Raw genomic sequence first — 23518 nt, 5'->3', positions numbered from 1 at the left:
CAGCTACCTCATCTTATACGTTGGCTGCCAAAGTGCTTAGCAGCTATTTCAATACGCTTAACTATACCAAAAAAAAGTGGTTTTCACAGTGTAAACAACTAAAGCTAGTACTTTTAGCTACCAGCTTAATCATTTTTACTTACTATCGCGATTAGTGAACACTGAATCAACTAAACCATAATCAACAGCTTGGCTTGCGCTCATAAAGTTATCACGGTCAGTATCACGTGAAATAACGTCTAATGGCTGACCTGTATGTTCTGACATTAAACGGTTAAGCTTGTCTTTAATAGACAGGATTTCTTTGGCATGTATTTCAAAGTCAGATGCTTGACCTTGGAATCCACCGAGTGGTTGGTGAATCATCACACGCGAATTTGGTAAGCAATAACGTTTACCTTTTGCACCAGCAGTGAGTAAGAAAGCGCCCATGCTAGCCGCTTGGCCAACACAGATTGTACTTACATCTGGCTTAATAAAATTCATTGTATCGTAAATTGCCATACCCGCAGTCACAGAACCGCCTGGTGAATTAATGTATAAAAAGATATCTTTCTCAGGGTTTTCTGATTCTAAAAATAGCATTTGCGCTAAAATTAGATTTGCCATGTTGTCTTCAACTTGACCCGTTAAAAAAATGATTCTCTCTTTTAATAGTCTCGAATAAATATCATACGAGCGCTCGCCTTTCGCTGTCTGTTCAACAACCATTGGAACTAATGCATTTAGAGGATCTGTAATACCAGTGTTATTCATACTTATTCTATTCCTTATGCGCTTATACTTATCTTATTTTTATGAAAAGCATAGTTATCTTTTTGGCAAAATTGAAGGCCACAAACTAAAATGGCTCGGGCACACTGTATAATACAGAGTAACACGAGCCATTTAATCGTTAGCGAGGGCTTAAGTCAATGACTTATTAAGCACCTTGCTGTGGATTCATGATGTCGTCAAATGCTTTTTCAACGTCAGACACAGTTGCTTTAGCTAAAATAGCCTCAACTGCTTGCTCTTCCATTGCTACATTACGCATTTGCTGCATAAGTTGATCATTTGCTTTGTAGTATTCTACTACTTCAGTTGGATCTTCATATGCTGATGCAACATTAGCAATTAACGCTTCAACTTTAGCGTCATCAACTTTAATCTCATTCGCTTTAATTACTTCACCTAGTAAAAGGCCAGTTTTAACGCGTGTTACTGCTTGCTCGTGGAACAATTCAGCTGGAAGCTCAGGCATGTTTTTAGCGTCGCCACCAAAACGTTGTGCTGCTTGCTGACGTAGTGCATCAATCTCTTGATCTACTAGCGCTTTTGGCACATCAATTTCGTTGTTAGCTAAAAGACCCTTGATAGCTTGGTCTTTTACGTTTGCTTTAACTGCTTGGTCAAGCTCACGTGTCATGTTCTTTTTAACTTCTTCTTTAAGTGCGTCAACGCCACCTTCAGTTACACCGAACTTAGTTGCGAATTCTTCACTAAGTTCAGGAAGTTCTTGTGCTTCAACTTTCTTCACAGTGATAGTGAATTGAGCTGCTTTACCTTTAAGATTTTCAGCATGGTAATCTTCAGGGAACGTTACATCAGCAACAACTTCTTCGCCTGCTTTCTTACCTACGATGTTATCTTCAAAACCTGGGATCATACGACCTTGGCCAAGTTCTAGTGGGAAGTCTTCAGCTTTACCGCCTTCAAATACTTCACCATCGATTTTGCCTTCAAAGTCAACTGTTACACGGTCATTTTCGCCAGCAGCAGCATCAACGTCAGCCCACTCAGCATGTTGCTTACGAAGTGTTTCTAGCATGTTAGCTAAATCTTCGTCAGTTACAGTCACAGCAGGTTTTTCTACAGCAATCTTGTCTAAACCTTGAACTTCAACTTCAGGGTAAACTTCAAATGTTGCAGAGAACTCTAAATCTTTGCCAGCTTCTAACGCTTTAGGAGCGAAAGTAGGCGTACCTGCTGGGTTGATTTTTTCAGCTACGATTGCTTCGTAGAAGTTACGTTGCATTAGTTCACCAGCAACTTCTTGACGCACTGCGCCACCGTAACGTTTGTTGATTACAGACGTTGGTACTTTACCAGGACGGAAACCATCAATACGCTGGGTTTTAGACAGTTGTTGTAAGCGTTTTTTTACTTCGGTCTCAACGTTCTCTGCAGGAACGGTGATGGTCAGACGGCGCTCAAGGCCTTGAGTCGTCTCAACAGAAACTTGCATGATTTACCTCAATCTTCAATTTTGGCGACTGTTCGCCTTCCTTACAAACACGGTTATCACTATGTATTTGATACGTTAAAAGTCACTTAAAGGACGTTTAAACTCCATCTTCACTATGAGATACCAATGCTGCTCTGCCCTTCGGGCACTATGTTAAACAATAGACGCGGCATTATAACCTAATATTTATGATAGTCGAGTCATGGGGGCAATTATTTGGTTAGAACGCGAATTATAGAAGCAAAATGAATAAAAAATGTGCTTTTAATGGGAAGTTTAAGAAGGTTGAAGTTAATTTTTACAGAATAAAATATTTGTAAATAAACAATTATTAGCTCTTTAAAGCTTAAATATAGTTTCTGGTGGGGTTACTAAAAAATCTTATTGAAGAAAGTGGTCGGCGATGCAGGATTTGAACCTGCGACCCCTTGGACCCAAACCAAGTGCGCTACCAAACTGCGCTAATCGCCGATATTGAAGTATAAAACTTCTATTTTCTATTGAACACTTAAACGGTGAGTTTAAGACCACTTTAAGAAAGTGGTCGGCGATGCAGGATTTGAACCTGCGACCCCTTGGACCCAAACCAAGTGCGCTACCAAACTGCGCTAATCGCCGATATTCTTTTGTAAATTGGGGTGACTGATGGGGCTCGAACCCACGACAACCGGAATCACAATCCGGGGCTCTACCAACTGAGCTACAATCACCACGGCATTTACATGTTTTCGAAATGGCGCACCCAGAAGGATTCGAACCTTCGACCGACGCCTTAGAAGGGCGTTGCTCTATCCAGCTGAGCTATGGGCGCATCGAAAACTTCATAGCGAACCAATAAGCTACTCTAATAAAAATCATTCGACGATACAAGTGTTTAACTTGTTATTGAATGGGATATACCCAAACCAAAATTTCGACACTTTAAACTTTAAAAAAGTGGTCGGCGATGCAGGATTTGAACCTGCGACCCCTTGGACCCAAACCAAGTGCGCTACCAAACTGCGCTAATCGCCGATGCTTACTATTGTCTGCGAGTGACCTCGTTGACAACGGGGTGCATAATAGTGATTTGGCTGGTTGAGGTCAAACCTTTTTTTAAGAAAATAAATCAATCGGTCATTTTTAGTTCATAATGCCTAAATATTGTAAATATAAGCTAAAAATCACACTGCTTTTTATAATAGTGCTGTTTATGTAAAAAAAGCAACTTGGCGCATTGCTGCTTTTCTGCGAAAATAGAATACTAAATAGTAATGACAAATTGAGCTGATTACATATCTGTCTCGCTCACCCCTTTTAGAGTCGTTTTGTCCTACTAAGTATCAGTATCAAGTTAACTAACCCCCAATTAAAGGTCACCCATGACGGCAAACATCATCGATGGTAAGGCAATAGCTAAGCAAGTACGAAGCGCAGTAGCAGAGAAAGTAAGTGAACGAGTAGCAAATGGTTTACGTGCTCCGGGACTTGCGGTTGTACTTGTAGGACAAGACCCAGCGAGCCAAGTCTATGTTGGTTCCAAGCGCAAAGCCTGTGAAGAAGTTGGTTTTGTATCTAAATCATTTGATTTACCTGCTGACACATCAGAGCAAGCACTGTTAGATCTAGTTGATGAGCTAAACAATGATAAAACAGTAGACGGTATTTTAGTTCAATTACCATTACCTGAAGGCCTTGACGCAGAGAAAATTCTTGAGCGTATAACGCCATTAAAAGATGTCGATGGTTTTCACCCGTACAATATCGGCCGTTTAGCACAGCGTATGCCTGCCCTTCGCCCTTGTACACCAAAAGGGATCATAACGTTGCTTAATTCAACGGGTGTAAAATATAAAGGCATGCATGCTGTTGTGGTTGGTGCATCGAATATTGTAGGTCGCCCAATGGCATTAGAGTTATTACTTGCAGGTTGTACTACAACTGTGTGCCATAAATTTACCCAAGACTTAGAAACGCATGTGCGTCGAGCTGATTTGCTGGTTGTTGCGGTCGGTAAACCTGAGTTTATCCCTGGCGACTGGGTTAAAGAGGGTGCGATGGTCATCGATGTAGGTATTAACCGTTTAGATACGGGTAAGTTAGTAGGCGATGTACAGTATGATATCGCTGAACAAAAAGCGCATTTCATTACCCCAGTACCGGGTGGCGTTGGCCCAATGACAGTCGCAAGTCTAATTGAAAACACACTCGAAGCGTGTGAAAAGTATCACAGTTAAACGCTAAGTTTTTTAGTGTTGTCAAAAAAAGGGTTGCTATTTAAGCAACCCTTTTTAGTATTAATTAATACCTTTAGCTTTTTGTACTCTGCGTTTAACTAACTTGATGACTTGCGGTAATACTGAAAAACATATCATTAAAACCATAATCAAATATTGCCATGCTTGGTATTGCTCATTTAATAAAACGATGGCACAAATAATACCTGCAATGGGGTTGGCAATCGTGCCAAAGGTAAACTCAACTACACTCATCCGCCCAAGAAGCCAAACATATAATGCATAGGCAAGCGCAGTATTGGGCACAACTAGCCAAAATAGTACAAACCAGTGCCTTGGAGTAAACGCCTGAGCCAGTATTTGATAAGCCTGTGGCTCAATGTAAAGTGCTTGAACTAACGCTGCAATAGCCAACAATGAGCCTCCTAAAATTAATTGCCAAGTCAGCACTGTCCACCAATGAATATGCGTAGTGATCTTCTGCACCAATGTACTACCAATAACGATTGTTAATAGTGCGCCTATCAGTGCTGCAATCCCTAGCAAGTTAAGCGTAACGTATTGTGGATCGAATAACCGCCATGCCAAATAAACTAAGGCTAATGCACACACTGACTGAAGTAGCGCTGGTCGTTGCCCTTTAAAAAGCCACGCATACAACAAAGCCACCACTGGCACGGAGACCATACCCACTCCCGCAATGGCCGCAGGTAAGTTAATCGCCATGACAAAGATAAAACTAAAAAATAACGCGATATTGACTGTTGCTAATATCATTAAACCACGCCACTGACTTAATTGCGGCCAAGTCGGCTTGATAAGTAATAACAATAAACCTGCAGGTAATGCCCGTATAGTACCAAGTAAAATGGGTGGCCAATCAGGCGTAGCATACTTGGTTACAGCGTAGGTGGTGCCCCATAAAAAAGCAGGGATCATGGCAAGCAGAATATTCATTTCATTCCTTTTTATATTTAAGAAATGCCAGGGTAAGACCTCAACTTTGGTTTAGGTCAATATACAAAAACAAAAAAGGTTGCCAATGTGGCAACCTTTAACGCGTTCAAAAAATAAATTTACGCTTTACGCTTTACGCTTTACGCTTTACGCCACGTAGTTTTACCGGCTGAATCTTCAAGTACAACTCCTAATGCATTTAATGCATCACGGGCCTCATCTGCAGCAGCCCAATCTTTATTAGCACGCGCATTGTTACGGTTTACAATCAATGCTTCGATTTCTGCGACTTCATCATCCGCTTGGCCGCCTTGTAAAAACACTTCTGGCGATTGTTGAGCAACACCAAGCACTTCACCAATACTACGTAAAATATAAGCAAGCTTACTCGCTTGTTCAGAGTCCGTATCTTTAACACGATTAAGCTCTTTTGCCAGTTCAAATAAAACGGGTAATGCTTCTGGTGTATTAAAGTCATCGTTCATCGCTTTTCTGAACTTAGCGACATACTCATTACCTTCAAGCTCACACGCAATAGGCTCAACACTGCGTAGTGCAGTATAAATACGTTCAAGTGAAGAACGTGCTTGGTCTAGATTCTCTTGTGAGTAATTTAGCTGGCTACGATAATGACCTGAGATCAAAAAGTAACGTACCGATTCAGCGTCATACTCTTTAAGTACATCGCGTACGGTGAAAAAGTTATCTAATGATTTAGACATCTTTTCTTTATTGACTTGCACCATGCCAGTGTGGATCCACGTATTGACGTATTTACCGTTATTTGCACAGCACGATTGTGCGATTTCGTTTTCATGATGCGGAAACTGTAAGTCTGAACCGCCCCCGTGAATATCAAAATGTTCACCTAAATGCTTAGAGCTCATTGCCGAACATTCGATGTGCCAACCAGGGCGACCCTCGCCCCACGGCGAAGACCATGAAGGCTCACCCGCTTTGGCTTTTTTCCACAATACAAAATCAAGCGGATCATCTTTATCTTGTGCAACTTCAACGCGTGAACCTGCTTGCAGCATAGTTAAATCTTGCTGCGAAAGCGCGCCGTATTGCTCAAACGTAGATACGTCAAATAAGACATCGCCATCCGCAGCAACATACGCGTGGCCTTTTGTGATTAAACGCTCGACCATTTCAATTATTTCATCCATATGCCCTGTTACTGTAGGCTCAATATCAGGGCGTAACATGTTCAAACTATCAAAGTCTTCATGCATCGCAACTGTCATCCGCGAAGTTAAGTCGTTAATAGATTCACCATTTTCATTTGCACGCTTAATAATTTTGTCATCAACGTCTGTGATGTTGCGTACGTACTTTAAATCGTAACCAATGTGGCGAAGGTAACGCACAATGACATCAAACCCTACGAACGTACGTGCATGTCCAATATGGCAGTAATCATAAATGGTGATACCACACACATACATGTCGATTTTGCCTTCGACCATCGGTTTAAATTGCTCTTTTTGACGCGTGAGTGTGTTGTAAATATTGACCATTTATTTTGAGTCCTTGACTGATTACTTGAATAGCTATGTTACCACTTGAAAAGCCCCTGCTCTAGCGCTTTATCAAATCAATAAGCACTTTGTTAATCTGAGCTAACTAAGATAAAATACCCTTTAAATAAATCAGCTAATAGGAAACCTCATGGTTGTTCTACATACAAACTTTGGTGATATCACCATAAACATGCACAAAGAAGATGCTCCTAACACTGTTAAAAACTTTTTACAGTACGCAAATGCAGGCTTTTACGACGGTACTATCTTTCACCGTGTAATTGATGGTTTTATGGTTCAAGGTGGTGGTTTTGAGTCTGGTATGATTCAAAAAGAAGTGCATGATCCTATTCAAAACGAAGCAAATAATGGCCTTTTAAATAAAAAAGGGACACTTGCTATGGCACGCACGCCAGATCCACATTCAGCAACTGCGCAGTTTTTCATTAATGTTAATGACAATGACTTTTTAAACTTCAGCAGTGAAACTTCACAAGGTTGGGGTTACTGTGTGTTTGCTGAGGTTGTTGAAGGCATGGATGTAGTAGAAAAAATTAAGTCTGTAGCAACGGGTAGTTCAGGCTTCCATCAAGATGTGCCACTAGATGACGTTATCATCAAAAGCGTAACTGTAAACTAAGTTAGCTTTAAACTAAAAGCGGGTATTGACTCGCTTTTTTGTCTAATCAGCGTTTAACTTCGAGCCCACATGCGCCAAACCTATTTTATAGCCGACCTACACTTATCTGAAAGCCGCCCTGATATTAGTGCTGCATTTTATCACTTTTTAGATACTCACGTTCTTAATCAAAATATAGATGCTTTATATATTTTAGGTGACTTCTTTGAAGTGTGGGTAGGTGATGATTATGTCACGCCATTATCAAAAGAGGTAGCTGCTCGTCTAAAGCAGATAAGCGATAACGCCACTCCTGTATACTTTATTCATGGCAACCGCGATTTCATTATTCGTGATAAATACGCCAAGCAAGCGGGAATCACCTTACTTCCTGAACAAACCGTCATTAATTTGTATGGCACACCCACCGTTGTTTTACACGGTGATGAAATGTGTACTCAAGACACTGAATACCAAAATTTTAGAAAAAAAGCACGTGGTTGGTGGTGGCCGCGATTAATGCTGGCATTACCTTTATGGTATCGTCGAAGCGTGGCAAAAAAAGCCCGTGAAAAATCAAAACAAAACCAAGCTGGGAAATCACTAGAAATACTCGACGTATCGCAAGAAGCGGTATTGGATGTTTTTGCAAAACACCAAGTAAAGAATATGATCCACGGGCATACCCACCGCCCTAATGTGCATCACTATAAGGAACAAGGTACAGAGCTCACTCGCACTGTCCTTGGTGATTGGTATACACAAGGGTCTTATTTAGTGGTAACACCTGATTCTCAAAAGTTAGTCTCTACCCCTTTCTAAGCTAGGTTAACCTGTAAGCCTAAACCTTATGCAATACAGGCCAACCCTTAGAGCAAGGCGCGTTTTGTATTTATATGTTGTCGACTATTTAAAGTGAGTAATACCAATTCGCTTAATTAAGGGATCTATTTTGAGGAAAGAAAACCTTGTTTTGTTAGCGTCAGGTTTAACACCTGAAAATGATTTAGTATTATTGCGAATTGGTATAAGCACACTACACAAAATCGGCGCCACCTAAATACAAAACGTACTGCATAAAAATCAAACTCGAAAGGTAAGCTAACCTGTTCACATAGAAAAATAAGGCTTCACGCTACCCCGATTGCCCTAATGAACCATGCATCAAGTTGTTTAAACCACCATTTTTGCAGCCCTGCTTCTAATGTAGAATCAACTTTATACAGTGGACAATCATCACCAAATGCATGTTTTAATTTTTCAATTTCGACATTGTTCCACTCTGGGTGAAACTGCGTAGCAAGCACATGTTGTTGGTATGAAAACATTTGGACTTTACAGCGTGATGAGCTTGCTAATAAAATCGCCCCTACCGGTAAAGTAGATTGTTGCTCATGCCATTGCGGCACTAATAATTCCAGCTTATCTGAGGTTAGAACTGACATCCAGCCAAATTCAGGTTCGCCTGATTTTAAAATTTGAGCACCTAAGCTAAACGCTATCAGTTGAGCGCCTAAGCAAATCCCTAATGTAGGTTTGTGTTGACTAATAAAATGATTAATTAATCCAACCTCTCTATTTAAAATTGCGTTAGAGACATCAATATGCATAGGGCCACCTAACACAATTAATCCATCGTATAGCTCAGCATCGCAGGGAAATGGCGTACCGTACTCAATAATCTGCCATTCATGGTTGTTCAAGTTCAACCAATGCTCAATAATTCCTAAACCTTCTGCTTTGTGGTGTTTTATCACAATAAATTTCATTCTAGGTCACCTCGCTCTTCGTAATAGGTGCTCAGATCACTATTTTTAACACCTAATTTTAAAGCGATTTTAGTGTTACCTGAACGTTGTTCATCGTGAGTCATCGTAAATCGTTTAACTAAAGGCCTACTACTGTGAACCCAAAATAAATGATCTACGCCAGGTCTCCCCTTAATTAAACGTGCATAAAACTGACGTTTCACATTATCTGGTGTTAGACGGATATATTCGACGTGCGCCTGTGGCGTCTCATCTAACAGCTCTTTTAGAATGACCTCTTTAATAATCACTGTTTGGTTCGAAAAGATGCGTTTCGCTGAGCGTTCAAAATGACCCAAATATAAATCAGCACCGAATTGCCAAATGCCTTTAACACTATTGAGGCCAAGGAAGTTTATATCAAACCTATCAGGAGATAACGTCCAATATGTTCCGCCACTAACAAGGGATTTTTGTAATTTATCCTGCGCGATTTTATCTTTCAATTCAAAACGAGTGATTAACTGAACGTCATGAGGTTTATGAAACATAGGTAAATGTGAGGCATAAAGTGAAACACCATCTGAAAATAACAGCATACCGTGTAAGCCAAACCTTGCCTCTTGATACTCTTCATTTGTATGGGCAAGTGTCATATTGACCCAACTTGACAGTAGGATACATGCTAATATTGAAAGTAATTTCATTAAATACCCCCACTCTTTATTGAAGAAATCAGCAATGGGCTTTTGAAATGAATGTATTTAAAAATAGCCCTATTAAAAAAGGGAGGCAAAGTGTATGTCGGTTTCTTTATTAGTCTGAATGAAAAACAATAAAACTCACCGTTTTGAGCAAGTTTACTGTAATGCTTAGACGTAGGAGATACTGGAGCTAGGATTAAAAAAATCGAAATAGCTTTTGAAATTGATACACAATGTAATTTGAAATAGCGCATGAAAATGACCGCCACCTTATTATTGGTGGGGCCGTCCCCAATGATAATAGAGCGGTAAGGTCGTCCTTACTTCATAACGTGCAAACAAAATAACAAACAGCACTTTTAAGTGCAATCTTAAAAACCTGTTTTTACCTAGCGCTTATTTTTAACCTTGCGGGTTAACCTCAATAGAGTGTGCATTAAAGGTGGGAGCCCAATAGCGTCGAACATTACAATCTAAAGCGCATTTATTAAATATGCTCACCGCTGTACTGACAAAGCCACGCTATCCATGAGACATCAAACAGGTAAGCCACTATGAAACTTAAAATCTTCATCGGTTGATGAAATAAGTTCAGCTTCTATTTTAGCAAAAAAATCAACGCGTTCAGTGATATCAAACTGAGCAATATCTTGCGCCAACGCTAAATAGTCTTGGTAATGACGCGCTTCAGAACGCAAAAGAGAAATATAAAAATCCCCAAGACGCTTATCCACATGTGGTGCAAGTTTTGCAAAGCGTTCACATGAACGGGCCTCTATATAGGCACCGATTATCAATTTATCGACTAAAGCGTCTGGTTCAAACGTTTTAACATGCCGCAACATCCCTTTAGCATAGCGGCACGGAGTAATACTTTGATATTCAACTCCATACTCATCCATGATCTCCAGTACTTGATAGAAGTGATGTAACTCTTCTTTTATCAACATCACCATTTTATCAATTAAATCTTGGCCATAAGGTGAGTTGGATTTAGGAATGATCGATTTAGTCAGTTTATTTTTTGCTGCTAAATCTCGCCAATTACCCTCACGCTTGTAGATAAGGGTTTCAAATGGTTTAAGCCATTCAAGTAATGCATCACCACTGTCTTTATCAACCGCATATTTACGGATTAAGAACATGGCACTTTGTGCTGCTTTTAGTTCACAGACCAAGTGATCAATTAAAATAACAGGCAGGTTTTCTTTTTTAGTTGCTTTGTCGATCCAACCATGTGGCGTTTCACAGTTTAAAAAATCGTTAATTGGTTGCAAAAGTTCGCTATGTGACACAGTTGGAGTTGCTCTTAAAATAGAATTAATGAGCCAGTATATTACCACGGAACAGCGACTAAAATAAATCAGCTCTGCCGCCACTAATGTCTAATACACCTTCGCAAATAGCACTTTCTTGACAAGGACCAATTACTGAACCATAACTTAATGCAAGCTGTATAAAAATAAAACAGTACATTTATCCTTTTTAAGGGGCACACAATGATTTTAAACCATTTATGGGGCATATATGCTCATCCACTCGAAGAGTGGCAAACCATAGACAACCGTCATGAAAGCCTAAGCTATAGCCTTTCTCACATCCTGCTTATTGCTTTATTCCCATCTGCAATGGGGTATTATTCCTCAGTGTATTTAGGCTGGAGCATAGGCGCTGGAAACCCTGTTTTTTTAACACATGACAGTGCTGTTTTAATTGCAATTGCCATGTATGCGGCACTCATTGTGGGTGTTTTTGCACTTGCCTATTTGTCTCATTGGATGGCTGTTACCTTTGGGGCTAAACCCACTTTTACGCAAACATTAGAGCTTGCAGCTTATACCTCTACACCGGTATTTATGTCTGCACTAGCAGCATTTATACCTGAGTTGTGGTTCGTTGTGTGCGCAGGCATGGTCGCATTAGCCTACTCGGTCTATTTACTATACACAGGCGTACCAATTTTAATGCACATACCCGAAGAAAGAGGGTTCATCTACGCAAGTTCAGTTGTTACATGCGGCTTAATACTGTTGGTAATTATTTTAGCAGTCACAGCCATGTTATGGACGAATGGTATTATTGATCCTGCATTTACATAGGCAACTCATGCAATCACCAAGAATTTTATGAAGTAGAAAACAGGCGTAAAAGTTATTAAATGTGTTTCGTTATTTTCCTTTCCTATACAAAAAAGGAGCTAAATTAGCTCCTTTTTTTATGCGTTTATATATTCAGTTAATCGGAACCATTTTCTTCTTGGTTATGCAACTCTAACCCAGAAGACATTGCACTTTCTCGTGTTGATTTTGCAGAGTCATTACGCAGTTTATCAATGCGATTAAGGTAATCTTGATCAATACCACCGGTAATATATTGGCCATCAAAAACTGACGTTTCAAAACGGCTAATCTCTGGGTTTTCTTGACGAACCGCAGCGATTAAGTCATCGAGTGATTGGAAGATCAAACCATCAGAACCAATGCTTGCGTTAATGTCTTCAACTTCACGACCATGAGCAATAAGCTCCGCCGCCGATGGCATATCAATACCATACACGTTCGGGAAACGAATTTCTGGCGCAGCTGATGCAAAATAAACATTCTTCGCACCAGACTCGCGAGCCATCTCAACAATTTGCGCCGAAGTAGTACCACGTACAATTGAGTCATCGACTAATAATACATTCTTACCTTTGAATTCGCGGTCTATTGCGTTTAACTTTTGGCGCACTGATTTTTTACGCATTTCTTGGCCAGGCATAATGAAAGTACGACCAATATAACGGTTCTTAACAAAGCCTTGGCGATAAGGCAAGTCAAGCACGCGGGCTATCTCAAGCGCAACATCGCACGATGTTTCTGGAATTGGAATCACCACATCTATGTCTTTTTCAGCCCACTCACGTGCAATTTTCTCACCAAGCTTTGTACCCATATTCACACGTGTTGCATACACTGACATACGATCAATGTTCGAATCTGGGCGGGCAAAGTAAACAAACTCAAAAATACACGGTGAATAAGCAGCTTTATCTGCACACGCTTGTGAATAAAATTCACCGGCTTCTGTAACGTAGATTGCTTCACCAGGGGCTACATCACGCACAAACTCAAAACCATCCGTTTTAAGCGCCACACTTTCAGAGGCAAACATATATTCAGTGCCATTTGCTGTTTCACGCTTACCAAAAACTAATGGGCGAATGCCATTTGGATCACGAAATGCAACAATACCGTGGCCAATAACCATCGCTATTGTAGCGTAACCGCCCTGAACTTTATTAATAACTTCCGTTACAGCGGTGAATACATCTTCAGGCTCAAGTTTTAGCTTGTCTGACTTACTTAACTCATGAGCCATAACATTCAGCAAGATTTCAGAGTCCGACGTTGTATTAACATGACGACGAGCTTCAGAAAACAACTGCTCTTTAAGCTGCTCTGCATTGGTTAAGTTACCATTATGTGCAAGCGCAATACCAAATGGCGAATTAACGTAAAAAGGTTGTGCTTCTGACGAGCTAGAAGAGCCTGCTGTAGGGTAACGCACATGGCCGATACCGATAGTGCCTTGTAAACGCTTCATATGGCGAGTGTGGAAAACATCCTTCACTAGGCCATTCGCTTTACGTAAACTAAACGTGTTGTTTTCAATGGTGATGATGCCTGCAGCATCTTGACCACGGTGTTGCAAAACAGTTAAGCCATCATAAATCGCCTGATTAACAGGAGATGTTCCGACTATTCCAACGATACCGCACATGCAATTTTTCCTCGGTGATTAACGGTTGACCGAATTTAAAAAGCTTGAGTTGTTTTCGAGGTACGAAAAGAACCACTCAACAACAAAGCCAAATTCTGGGATCAAAATAGAATTACCCCACCAATGCGTATTTGGCGCACCGGTAAAAGCATCAAGAAAGAAGAGTAACGCGCTCACGACCAACACGCCACGCAGTGCACCAAACACAATGCCAAAGACACGGTCGGTGCCAGATAAGCCTGTACGTTGTACAAGTTCACCTAAGAGGTAGTTTAACATTCCGCCTAACAATAGCGTCGCAAAGAATAATATGGCAATGGCCGCTGCATTTCTTAAAAGGGGTTCAGAAATACTGGTTAGGAAGGAGGCTAAATATTGGTAAAACAAACTAGATATGATGAATGCACCAGCCCAAACAGCTAAAGACATTGCTTCTTTAATAAAGCCACGAATTAAGCCTATGATAGTAGACAGTGCAATAATGCCAAGTATGGCGTAATCAACCCAGATCATAATAACCAACTAGTCGTTAATTTGGGGCGCATTCTATAAGACAACCCGCCCAATTGCCAGATCATTTTGTTACTTCAAATTGAGTAACCTTGCCGTTTAATTTTGTAAGTTCTTTTAATTCAGGTAGTTTGCTTTGTAATTGCGCTTTATCGAGTGATGGGCCTACAAATACTTTTGTTAACGTCCCATTGGGTGTTTTAATTGGACGAGTAAACGTCTTAAACCCTTTAGCCGTTAATTTAGCTTGTAATGACTTAACATTAGCGGCGTGAGAAAAGCTGCCTAACTGAATCACATACGCCATGTGTGTTAGGTTTTCTTCTGGTTGTCGAACAGGCTCCGGCTCTTCTTTTGATTGCTCTTGAGTACTGCTCGGTGCCATTTTTTTTGTGTTAACAAGCTCAGTGGTGTTTGTTGTCGCTTCAACAATAACAGGTTCAGCAGTCATTAGATCTGTCTGCTTGTCTGTCTCATTTTGTACAAATAGTTCATCATCACTTGATAAATCTTCGACTACTTGAGCTTTTGGTTGCTCTGCATGAGCAACAGAATCATCGATTGCTTCTTGTAAATCGATTGTTTTGAACTCAGGACGTTCTGGAATGGCCTTAAAACCTTCTTGGTAATGCACCTTCTCACCATCCAATATATTTGGAATAAATATAATAGCTGCAATCACTACAATGCTGGTGCCGACTAAACGATTTATGAAGCCTGAGTTCACTGTGTTTCTCTCTATTTTTTCCAATATTTAATTGCTGCTGCAACCGTAAAAAATGAACCAAAAATAATGAGTACTGAGCGTTCATCCAGTTTTGGTAGCACACTATCTAGCGCAAGTTCAACATCTTGATATTGTTCAAGCGGTGCGTGAGACTTTACATTATCCATGGCTTTGGTTAAGTTTTTTACTGTCTCACCTCTGAAGCAATCAAGGCCTGCAAGGTGCCAATGCTCAATAACTGAGCTCACCTCATTTAACACAGCGACTTTATCTTTATCTTCAAGCATAGCGGCTAACGCGTGAACTTTAAAGCCTTGATCTCTCAGCTGCTTTAACTTTTTAGTCAAATAGCGCGCTGATTCAGGGTTGTGTGCAACATCAGTATAAACCAAAGGCGATGAGCTCAACCGCTGAAAGCGCCCTTCAACAACCAAATTAGCAAAACAATCACTAATTACTCTCCGTGACGGTAATAAACCTAGCACGGCAAGCGTCGTTAATGCTGTGGCTGCATTTTGGCAAGGAATACTCGGTTTTACAAACTCATAGTCAAACTCTTTAAATTGCCAACTAAAACTGTTTTGATGTTCTTTAAAGATAAAATCTTGGCCTGAAAGGTACATATTTGCAGCAATGTCGGAGCCGTAATCAGTTACTGTATGCGGAATGTTTAAATCACCTATAATAGCGGGCGTATCAATTCTAAAAATACCGGCCTTGTCATAACCTACCAATTCTCGCGTATCGCCTAGGTATTCTTTATGATCTAAGTCTATTGTGGTGATAACACTTGCATAGGGCGTTACGATATTTGTTGCGTCAAAACGCCCACCAAGCCCAACCTCTAGTAGAACATAGTCGACCTCATGACGTTTAAATATTGCCAGAGCTCCTAAAGTACCGTACTCAAAATACGTTAATGGTGTTTCACCACGACCCTGTTCAAGTAAATCAAATGCATCAATATGAAACTGATCATCAAGCTCGGCACCATTAATGCGTACACGTTCGTTATAACGAACTAAGTGAGGGGATGCATAGGTCCCAACACTAAAACCTTGTGCTAATAAGAGTGACTCTAAGCAACGGGCAGTGGTGCCTTTACCGTTGGTTCCGCCAATCAGGATAATTTTGCTCGATGTGTTTAATAAACCAATGTTATTGGCAACATTAGCAACGCGTTCGAGGCCCATGGCAATATTTGCAGGGTGAACACTTTCTAAATAACAAAGCCAATCATCAAGGCTTGATGATTGGCTAGGGATATTTTTTGTCATAGCGTTTAATCAGTTAAGCTGAAATTTACGCTACTCTATGCTCTTGTTCGGTAGAAGGCAAGTTCATAAATTTAGCCAATACACGGGCTAGTGTATCGCGCATCTCACGACGGTCTACAATCATATCGATTGCACCGTGTTCTAATAGGAACTCACTACGCTGAAAGCCATCTGGTAAAGTTTCACGTACTGTTTGCTCTATTACACGCGGGCCAGCAAAACCAATTAACGCTTTTGGCTCTGCGACATTAATATCACCAAGCATAGCCAAAGAAGCTGAAACGCCACCCATAGTTGGGTCAGTCATAACAGAAATAAATGGCAACCCTTTCTCACTCATTTTAGCTAACGCCGCACTGGTTTTAGCCATCTGCATTAGCGACATAAGCGCTTCTTGCATACGTGCACCGCCTGATGCCGAAAAACAAATAAGTGGCATATTGTGCTCTAAACATTGGTCAACTGCATCGACAAAACGTGCACCTACCACCGATGCCATAGAGCCTCCCATAAATGAAAACTCAAACGCAACCGCTGCAACCGGAATACCTTTTAAACGACCTTTCATAGCAACGAGGGCGTCTTTTTCACCACTTGTCTTTTGTGCTGCTGTAATACGGTCTGAGTATTTTTTAGAGTCTTTAAATTTTAAAATATCTTTAGGTTCATGCTCAGTACCAAGCTCTTGGCGATCGGCATCATCTAAGAAGTGCTCTAAACGCTTACGTCCGCTTACTCGCATGTGATGATCACATTTAGGGCATACGTTTAGTGATTTTTCTAATTCTGCTTTATATAAAATTGAATCACAATCTGTACATTTAGCCCAAACCCCTTCAGGGATCTCTTTACGGCCTGAAGATTTTGTCGTTTTAGGTAAGATTTTTTCTAACCAACTCATTTGCAACTCTCTTAATACTGTTCTGTATCGCTTCCTGCCCGAATAAACAGGCAGACAATTTTACCAATTAAAACATGAATTACGCGTCGGCGGTATAAAAAACTGGTCTTAGTAGTGAGATGACCTGAGCTGTTACCGACTTGGAAGTTTTTTATTTATCAGAATCAGCTAAAAACAAAGGCCCTAGCGGGGTTGATGGGATCTCAAATTGTGCAGGGTAATCTACATCAACAAGATATAAACCCGCCGCTTTTGCCGTTGCACTTGCTTTAGCTCGCTCTTTAAAATCAAGCAGCTCTTTAAGCCATATAGGTTGCTGCTTATGCAGCCCAATATCCATCAAACAGCCTGTAATATTACGGACCATATGATGCAAAAAAGCATTCGCTTTAATATCAATGATCACATAGTTACCTTGACGTTTTACAGATAAATGATGAATAGTTCTATTTGCAGTGTTTGCTTGGCAATGCAGTGCACGAAACGAAGTAAAGTCATGCTCGCCAATTAAGTACTGACACGCTTCTTGCATTTTTACTTCGTCTAATGGGTGATGAAAGTGAGTAACCCCTTCATTCATAATTGCTCCGCGGTAAGAGTAATTATAAATAACGTACCGGTAACGTCTTGCTGTTGCGCTAAAACGAGCATGAAAATCTTCGCTGACGGGCTTTGCAAATCGGATTGCAATATCTTTTGGTAATAGCGTATTCATGCCCATAGTAAAGGCAACCATTTCTCGATCTGCATCAGTCTCAAAGTGAACGACTTGGCCTGTTCCGTGAACGCCCGCATCGGTTCGCCCTGCACATACAATTTCAACTGGGTGATTACAAATACGCGAAAGCGCTGTTTCTACTTCTTGTTGTACACTGTTAACGTGTGATTGACGCTGCCAACCACTGTATCGGGCGCCGTTGTATTCAACTCCAAGTGCTACTCGCATAATTACTGCTTTACCTACTGTGCTAATGAACGAGGCATTTTATGCTATAAAGCAACCTAATAAAAGTAACACTATACAAATAAACAATTCGCCTTACCTTTCATTTAAAAGGTGTGAATAAAAAAGGGTCTAAACGTGAATTTAGACCCTCTATAACCAAACCACCTCAGGATGCGAGTCTCAGTTGGAATTAAATGCAATTTAGACAAGACATTGATTCCAAATAATGGTAATTCCCTTGTTAAAATCAATAACGCAGTATTAGTTGCTTTTAAACCAACCCATTGGGAATTCCACTGGTACTTACTCTCATCGTTGTTACTTCTTAAAAGGGAGACCGCCATTCTTGTAAAGAATGGCCTTGATATTAAGCCACTGTGAAACGCCAAATTCTGTATCTTGAGGTGGCTTCGGTATATAAATTAATTGCTATCAAACTAGTTTAGCCTTCAAACTCTGCGCTTCTTGCTGCACTTCTTCAGGACCATTCGCTATGACATCTTCTATTGCATCAAGGGCTGAATCCATATCATCAATCTCAATATACGCTCGCGCCAAATCCAACTTGGCGGAATAGCCACCACTTTCTAAATCAACATCTGTAGGGTTATCACCCGCTAATAACGCATCATATTCACTTAGCCCAACATCCATATCAATGTCGTCATATGGTTCATGATCTGGGTTTGCTTCATCACTTTGCTCTATTAAAGCATCAATATCGACGAAATCATCTGCGGTAGCTTGAGTATCAGTTTGTTCAATTTCGGAGTCGCTTGGGACACTTGTTAATTCATCCAACTCGGTTAAGTCTTCACTGAGTAAAGCCTCAAAATCAACATCAAATTCATCACTGTCTTCAATATTCAAAGGCTCAGGCTCTGCTAACTCACTAAGTAACGCATCAAAATCCGTCTGCGTGAGATCCGCCATAAAGTCATCATCAAGCTCATCATCTGATAAGTTTGTTTCATCAATGCTGCTTTCAAGCTCAGTGGCAACATTAGGTGTCTCGTCCAGCCGCTCATCATTGAGGCCGTCTAGCTGAGCGTCAAATACAGGTTCCAACACTCCATCGTCAGCCAATAACTCATCCCCAATTAAAGGGTCATCGTCAAAATCATTTTCTAATGTATCGGCACTTTCTTCCGCGGACATTGCGTCTGCCAAATCTTGCTCAGCTTGGCTTAATTGTAATTCTGTATTATCGAGTGCTTTATCTTGTGGTAATACCTCAGGAACACTTTCCTCAATTGAATCATCAATTAAATCGTCTACGTCACTTCCAATATCACTTATTTCTTGAACATCGCTTAGCTCTTCATCAAGAGTGTTATTGGCTTCTGGCTCAATAGGTGGGGCTAATTCTGAAGCTGATTCTGATGCATCAATGCCATCATCTAACACGTGGTCGCTAATGAAGTCATCTTCAATTAACTGTTCATCATCGAGATCATGTTCTAAATTATCAATCTCTTGTTCACCGGACATGGCTTTAGCAAGATCTTGTTCAGTTTGACTAGGTGGTGACTCAACATCAACTTGCGTTGAGTCTAAATCGTCAAAATCAAGTTCAAGTTCTGGGTACTCCTCGAGTTCTTGACTCGGAATTACATCTTCAGCTTCTGGTGATTCATCTTCAACTTCTAAATCTATATCCGTTGAAATACCCTCTTCATCGAGTGGATCATCACCCAGATCTATCTCAACTTCCTCAATATCATCATTAAGTTCATCTAATGAAGACCATTGCGGATCAGCAACATAATCATCTTCTTGCTGTAACTCATTAAGTAATTCATCAACGCTTTTTAAAGAAGGATCGTCATATTCATCAAGCAGGTCTTCTTCGTCCATAGAAACATTTGAGGCATCGTCCTCTCCGAACTCAGGCTCTGCTTCAAGCTCTGGCTCTGCTTCAAGCTCTGGCTCTGCTTCAAGCTCTGGCTCTTCTTCAAGCTCTGGCTCTGCTTCAAGCTCTGGCTCTTCTTCAAGCTCTGGCTCAGTTTCAAGCTCTGGTTCAGTTTCAAGCTCTGGCTCAGTTTCAAGCTCTGGCTCTTCTTCAAGCTCTGGCTCAGTTTCAAGCTCTGGCTCAGTTTCAAGCTCTGGTTCAGTTTCAAGCTCTGGCTCAGCTTCGAGTTCTGGCTCTGCTTCGAGTTCTGGCTCTGCTTCGAGTTCTGGCTCTGCTTCGAGTTCTGGCTCAGCTTCAAGCTTTGGCTCAGCTTCGAGTTCTGGCTCAGCTTCGAGTTCTGGCTCTGCTTCGAGTTCTGGCTCAGCTTCGAGTTCTGGCTCAGCTTCGAGTTCTGGTTCAGCTTTAAGCTCTGGCTCTTCTTCAAGCTCTGGCTCTGCTTCAAGCTCTGGCTCAGCTTCGAGTTCTGGCTCAGCTTCGAGTTCTGGCTCAGCTTCGAGTTCTGGTTCAGCTTCAAGCTCTGGCTCTGCTTCAAGCTCTGGCTCTGCTTCGAGTTCTGGATCAGCTTCGAGTTCTGGCTCAGCTTCGAGTTCTGGATCAGCTTCGAATTCTGGCTCAGCTTCGAGTTCTGGCTCAGCTTCGAGTTCTGGCTCAGCTTCGAGTTCTGGCTCAGCTTCGAGTTCTGGCTCAGCTTCGAATTCTGGCTCAGCTTCAAGCTTTGGCTCAGCTTCGAGTTCTGGTTCAGCTTCTAGCTCTGGTTCAACTTCGAGTTCTGGCTCAGCCTCGAGTTCTGGTTCAGCTTCAAGCTCTGGCTCTGGCTCTGGTTCTTCTTCGAGTTCTGGTTCTGCCTCAAAAACAGGTTCATCGGTCAAAGAAGAAGCTATATTTTCAACATCATCAATATTTAATTCATCTTCAACACCTGATAAATCTTCCATTGAATCAGCTAATGCTTCATCAAGCTCTGAGCTATGCTCGTTTACTGGCACTTCACTAGCATTCTGATCGTCTTGACCTGATTGAATTTCATCATCAATTAAATTATCGATATCATCTAAATCGAATTCATCTTCTTCAGCAAGCTCTGTTGGTTCATCAACTTCGTTGTCCGTTTGTTCGGCATTATCAATTAAACCGTCAATATCATCTAAATCAAATTCATCCTCTTCTTCAGCTAGCTCTGCTGGCTGTTCCGCTTTGCTATCTGTTTGCGGCGTATCATCAATTAAGCCGTCAATATCATCTAAATCAAACTCATCTACTTCTTCAACTAGCTCTGCCGGCTGTTCCGCTTCGCTATCTGTTTGCGCCGCATCATCAATTAAACCGTCAATATCATCTAAATCAAATTCATCCTCTTCTTCAGCTAGCTCTGCTGGCTGTTCCGCTTCGCTATCTGTTTGCGCCGTATCATCAATTAAGCCGTCAATATCATCTAAATCAAACTCATCTACTTCTTCAGCTAGCTCTGCCGGCTGTTCCGCTTCGCTGTCTGTTTGCGCCGCATCATCAATTAAACCGTCAATATCATCTAAATCAAACTCATATTCTTCAGCTAACTCTGCTGGCTGTTCCGCTTCGCTATCTGTTTGCGCTGCATCATCAATTAAACCGTCAATATCATCTAAATCAAACTCATCTTCTTCAGTTAACTCTGTCGGCTGCCCTGCTTCGCTGTCTGTTTGCGCCGCATCATCAATTAAACCGTCAATATCATCTAAATCAAACTCATCCTCTTCTTCAGCTAACGCTGTCGGCTGTTCCGCTTCGCTATCTGTTTGCGCTGCATCATCAATTAAACCGTCAATATCATCTAAATCAAACTCATCTTCTTCAGTTAACTCTGTCGGCTGTTCCGCTTCGCTGTCTGTTTGCGCCGCATCATCAATTAAACCGTCAATATCATCTAAATCAAACTCATCTTCTTCTTCAGCTAACTCTGCCGGCTGCTCTGCTTCGCTATCTGTTTGCGCTGCATCATCAATTAAACCGTCAATATCATCTAAATCAAACTCATCATTTGAAGACTCATTCTCTGGGGCTGAACTTTGTTCATCGATTAAAGAGTCAATATCAAAATCATCATCTTCATCTTCATCACTAAGATCAGTCGATGCTTGCTCTTTGTTTTGCTCTTGAGACTCATCATTTGCAAATAAGTCGTCAAGATCACTTGCACTTAATATGTCGCCATCATTATCTGCTGAGTCAATATCATCTGATAAACTATCATCCGTTTGGTCAAAATCTTGTTGTAAAAAAACGTCTAGCTCATCATCCTGGCCTTCCGCTTTTTCATCATCAAAGACAATATCATCACCAAGTAGACCATCTAGCTCATCTTGACCTAACAAACTGTCGCTATCATCAAATGAATCATCAATATTGTCATCAAAAATAATATCGTCATTATCCGGTAGCATGTCGTCGTCAAGGTCATCATCGAGTTGCACGCTCAAATCGTTTAGATCATCTTCGACTGGGTCTGGAATAATTGGGTCAAGTGAAGGGCTTAAGTCGGGTTCATCATCTTGTACGGGGCTTTGTGGTAAAAACTCATCATCGTCGCTGATTTCTTCTTTTTGGTTCGCTCGTTTACGTAAAAACATAACAACAGCAAAAATAATCAACAGGGCTGGAATTGTCATCAGTAAAATGAGGACAAATGGGTTTTCTAGCAATGCGCCAAAATCAAACTCACTCTCCTCTTCCTGCTTTTTTGCTTTTTGTTGCTCTATGATCTCATTCTGTTTATCTATGAGCTCTTTTAATTGCTGTTGAATTTCACTGTCTTGACCTAACTGATTGCGAACATTTTCTAATTCTTTTGAAATACCGGTCAGCTGAGCTTTTAATTTATTATTTTCAACTAAGATTTCTTCAACATTTTCAACTGAGGATTTAAATTGGTTTTGTAGTTCGACTAGTTGAGTGCCCTGCTCAGTTTTTATAGAGTTTATTTCATTTTTTAGCTCTTGCTTTGCATCATCCACATCAATCTTGCGCGCCTGCGTTACTTTTTTTTGCGATGCAATAATTTCACTGTTAGTCAATGTGCCATTTTTTTTCTTTTCCCATAGTTCATCGTCTTGCTCTGAGCGTTGTTTAGCGAGCTCAGGGTTTATGCTGCGGATTTCAGCTAACGTAGGGATTTTTAAGTATGCGCCATCGCGCATGTGGTTGAGGTTTTGATCTAAAAATGAGTTAGGGTTTTTCTCATACAAGGCCTGCATGACTTGGTAAATACTAACAGAATTATCCTGGCGTACTTTTGCAGCTATCCGCCATAGCGTGTCTGTTGGCTTAATTGGGCCAATTGAACGTCCTTGAAGGCCGTAGTCAACGCCTTTAGGGCCCTTAAGCTGACCACCATCTTGGCTGTAGACTGGTGTTACCACCAATGCAGACGCTAATAAAAGAAGTATTGCTAAACCGCGCATGCTGATCCTTTAATGTTTAAATGTTAACGCAGCACTATTAATTAGCGCTTAA

Annotated in this window: 19 protein-coding genes and 5 tRNA genes; 4 read left to right on the top strand and 20 right to left on the bottom strand. The window is 40.9% G+C overall.

The annotated features are described in order from the left end of the window. Positions 1-135: 135 nt before the first annotated feature. The 7 genes from clpP to ATS75_RS15125 all read right to left on the bottom strand — a co-directional run bounded on the left by clpP (position 136) and on the right by ATS75_RS15125 (position 3241). The gene (gene clpP / locus ATS75_RS15155; RefSeq protein ID WP_058561265.1) at positions 136-756 is read right to left on the bottom strand and encodes an ATP-dependent Clp endopeptidase proteolytic subunit ClpP; all 621 of its coding nucleotides are present in this window, start codon (positions 754-756) and stop codon (positions 136-138) included. Positions 757-922: 166 nt separating this feature from the next. Next, positions 923-2227 carry a trigger factor gene (tig, locus tag ATS75_RS15150; protein WP_058561264.1) on the bottom strand — a complete coding sequence of 435 codons (1305 nt, stop codon included), beginning with the start codon at positions 2225-2227 and terminating at the stop codon, positions 923-925. 394 nt (positions 2228-2621) lie between these two features. Then, positions 2622-2698: transfer RNA gene (locus ATS75_RS15145), tRNA-Pro, on the bottom strand. A 70-nt stretch (positions 2699-2768) separates the two neighbouring features. Beyond that, positions 2769-2845 (bottom strand) — tRNA-Pro (locus ATS75_RS15140). Positions 2846-2861: 16 nt separating this feature from the next. Beyond that, positions 2862-2937: transfer RNA gene (locus tag ATS75_RS15135), tRNA-His, on the bottom strand. A 24-nt stretch (positions 2938-2961) separates the two neighbouring features. Beyond that, positions 2962-3038, bottom strand: a tRNA-Arg gene (locus ATS75_RS15130). Positions 3039-3164: 126 nt separating this feature from the next. After that, positions 3165-3241, bottom strand: a tRNA-Pro gene (locus tag ATS75_RS15125). Between the two features lie 347 nt (positions 3242-3588). On the opposite strand from ATS75_RS15125, the gene folD reads away from it, so the two are divergent. Beyond that, positions 3589-4443: a bifunctional methylenetetrahydrofolate dehydrogenase/methenyltetrahydrofolate cyclohydrolase FolD gene (gene folD, locus ATS75_RS15120; RefSeq protein WP_058561263.1), complete on the top strand. Its 855-nt coding sequence runs from the start codon at positions 3589-3591 to the stop codon at positions 4441-4443. A 60-nt stretch (positions 4444-4503) separates the two neighbouring features. On the opposite strand, the gene ATS75_RS15115 is transcribed toward folD, so the two are convergent. Both ATS75_RS15115 and cysS read right to left on the bottom strand, forming a co-directional pair. Beyond that, positions 4504-5400, bottom strand: coding sequence for a DMT family transporter (locus tag ATS75_RS15115; RefSeq protein WP_058561262.1), 897 nt, complete (start codon positions 5398-5400; stop codon positions 4504-4506). 140 nt (positions 5401-5540) lie between these two features. Beyond that, on the bottom strand, positions 5541-6920 hold the full coding sequence (gene cysS / locus ATS75_RS15110; protein ID WP_058561261.1) for a cysteine--tRNA ligase: 1380 nt from the start codon (positions 6918-6920) through the stop codon (positions 5541-5543). Between the two features lie 151 nt (positions 6921-7071). Between cysS and ATS75_RS15105 the strand changes: the two genes are divergently transcribed. Continuing rightward, positions 7072-7563, top strand: coding sequence for a peptidylprolyl isomerase (locus ATS75_RS15105; RefSeq protein WP_058561260.1), 492 nt, complete (start codon positions 7072-7074; stop codon positions 7561-7563). Between the two features lie 69 nt (positions 7564-7632). Further along, the gene (locus ATS75_RS15100; protein WP_058561259.1) at positions 7633-8364 is read left to right on the top strand and encodes a UDP-2,3-diacylglucosamine diphosphatase; all 732 of its coding nucleotides are present in this window, start codon (positions 7633-7635) and stop codon (positions 8362-8364) included. 308 nt (positions 8365-8672) lie between these two features. On the opposite strand, the gene ATS75_RS15095 is transcribed toward ATS75_RS15100, so the two are convergent. The 4 genes from ATS75_RS15095 to ATS75_RS20765 all read right to left on the bottom strand — a co-directional run bounded on the left by ATS75_RS15095 (position 8673) and on the right by ATS75_RS20765 (position 11470). Beyond that, a complete protein-coding gene (locus ATS75_RS15095) occupies positions 8673-9311 on the bottom strand; it encodes a type 1 glutamine amidotransferase (RefSeq protein WP_058561258.1) in 639 nt (212 codons plus the stop codon). Further along, on the bottom strand, positions 9308-9997 hold the full coding sequence (locus ATS75_RS15090; RefSeq protein ID WP_058561257.1) for a hypothetical protein: 690 nt from the start codon (positions 9995-9997) through the stop codon (positions 9308-9310). Before ATS75_RS15090 ends, ATS75_RS15095 begins: the two co-directional genes overlap by 4 nt. 533 nt (positions 9998-10530) lie before the next feature. Further along, complete coding sequence (miaE, locus tag ATS75_RS15085) at positions 10531-11289, bottom strand: tRNA isopentenyl-2-thiomethyl-A-37 hydroxylase MiaE (protein ID WP_058561256.1); 759 nt, start codon at positions 11287-11289, stop codon at positions 10531-10533. A 58-nt stretch (positions 11290-11347) separates the two neighbouring features. Beyond that, positions 11348-11470, bottom strand: coding sequence for a hypothetical protein (locus tag ATS75_RS20765; RefSeq protein WP_268801573.1), 123 nt, complete (start codon positions 11468-11470; stop codon positions 11348-11350). A 23-nt stretch (positions 11471-11493) separates the two neighbouring features. Here ATS75_RS20765 and ATS75_RS15080 point away from each other — a divergent pair, with 23 nt between their 5' ends. After that, positions 11494-12093 (top strand): Yip1 family protein, encoded by a 600-nt coding sequence (locus tag ATS75_RS15080; RefSeq protein WP_058561255.1) that lies wholly within the window; start codon positions 11494-11496, stop codon positions 12091-12093. A gap of 136 nt (positions 12094-12229) precedes the next feature. On the opposite strand, the gene purF is transcribed toward ATS75_RS15080, so the two are convergent. From purF to ATS75_RS15045, 7 genes are all read right to left on the bottom strand, one after another. Then, positions 12230-13756 (bottom strand): amidophosphoribosyltransferase, encoded by a 1527-nt coding sequence (gene purF, locus ATS75_RS15075; protein WP_058561254.1) that lies wholly within the window; start codon positions 13754-13756, stop codon positions 12230-12232. Between the two features lie 18 nt (positions 13757-13774). After that, a complete protein-coding gene (locus ATS75_RS15070; protein ID WP_058561253.1) occupies positions 13775-14269 on the bottom strand; it encodes a CvpA family protein in 495 nt (164 codons plus the stop codon). A 61-nt stretch (positions 14270-14330) separates the two neighbouring features. Further along, on the bottom strand, positions 14331-14993 hold the full coding sequence (locus tag ATS75_RS15065) for an SPOR domain-containing protein (RefSeq protein WP_058561252.1): 663 nt from the start codon (positions 14991-14993) through the stop codon (positions 14331-14333). A gap of 11 nt (positions 14994-15004) precedes the next feature. Further along, positions 15005-16270, bottom strand: coding sequence for a bifunctional tetrahydrofolate synthase/dihydrofolate synthase (gene folC, locus ATS75_RS15060; protein WP_058561251.1), 1266 nt, complete (start codon positions 16268-16270; stop codon positions 15005-15007). Between the two features lie 25 nt (positions 16271-16295). Further along, a complete protein-coding gene (gene accD / locus ATS75_RS15055; protein WP_058561250.1) occupies positions 16296-17171 on the bottom strand; it encodes an acetyl-CoA carboxylase, carboxyltransferase subunit beta in 876 nt (291 codons plus the stop codon). A gap of 151 nt (positions 17172-17322) precedes the next feature. Further along, complete coding sequence (gene truA, locus ATS75_RS15050) at positions 17323-18117, bottom strand: tRNA pseudouridine(38-40) synthase TruA (RefSeq protein ID WP_058561249.1); 795 nt, start codon at positions 18115-18117, stop codon at positions 17323-17325. A 432-nt stretch (positions 18118-18549) separates the two neighbouring features. Further along, complete coding sequence (locus ATS75_RS15045) at positions 18550-23466, bottom strand: FimV/HubP family polar landmark protein (RefSeq protein WP_058561248.1); 4917 nt, start codon at positions 23464-23466, stop codon at positions 18550-18552. Positions 23467-23518: the final 52 nt, after the last annotated feature.

This window comes from Pseudoalteromonas sp. H105 (genome assembly GCF_001469215.1).
Classification (GTDB): Bacteria; Pseudomonadota; Gammaproteobacteria; order Enterobacterales; family Alteromonadaceae; genus Pseudoalteromonas.
This window is presented reverse-complemented; position numbering and strand designations above follow the sequence as displayed.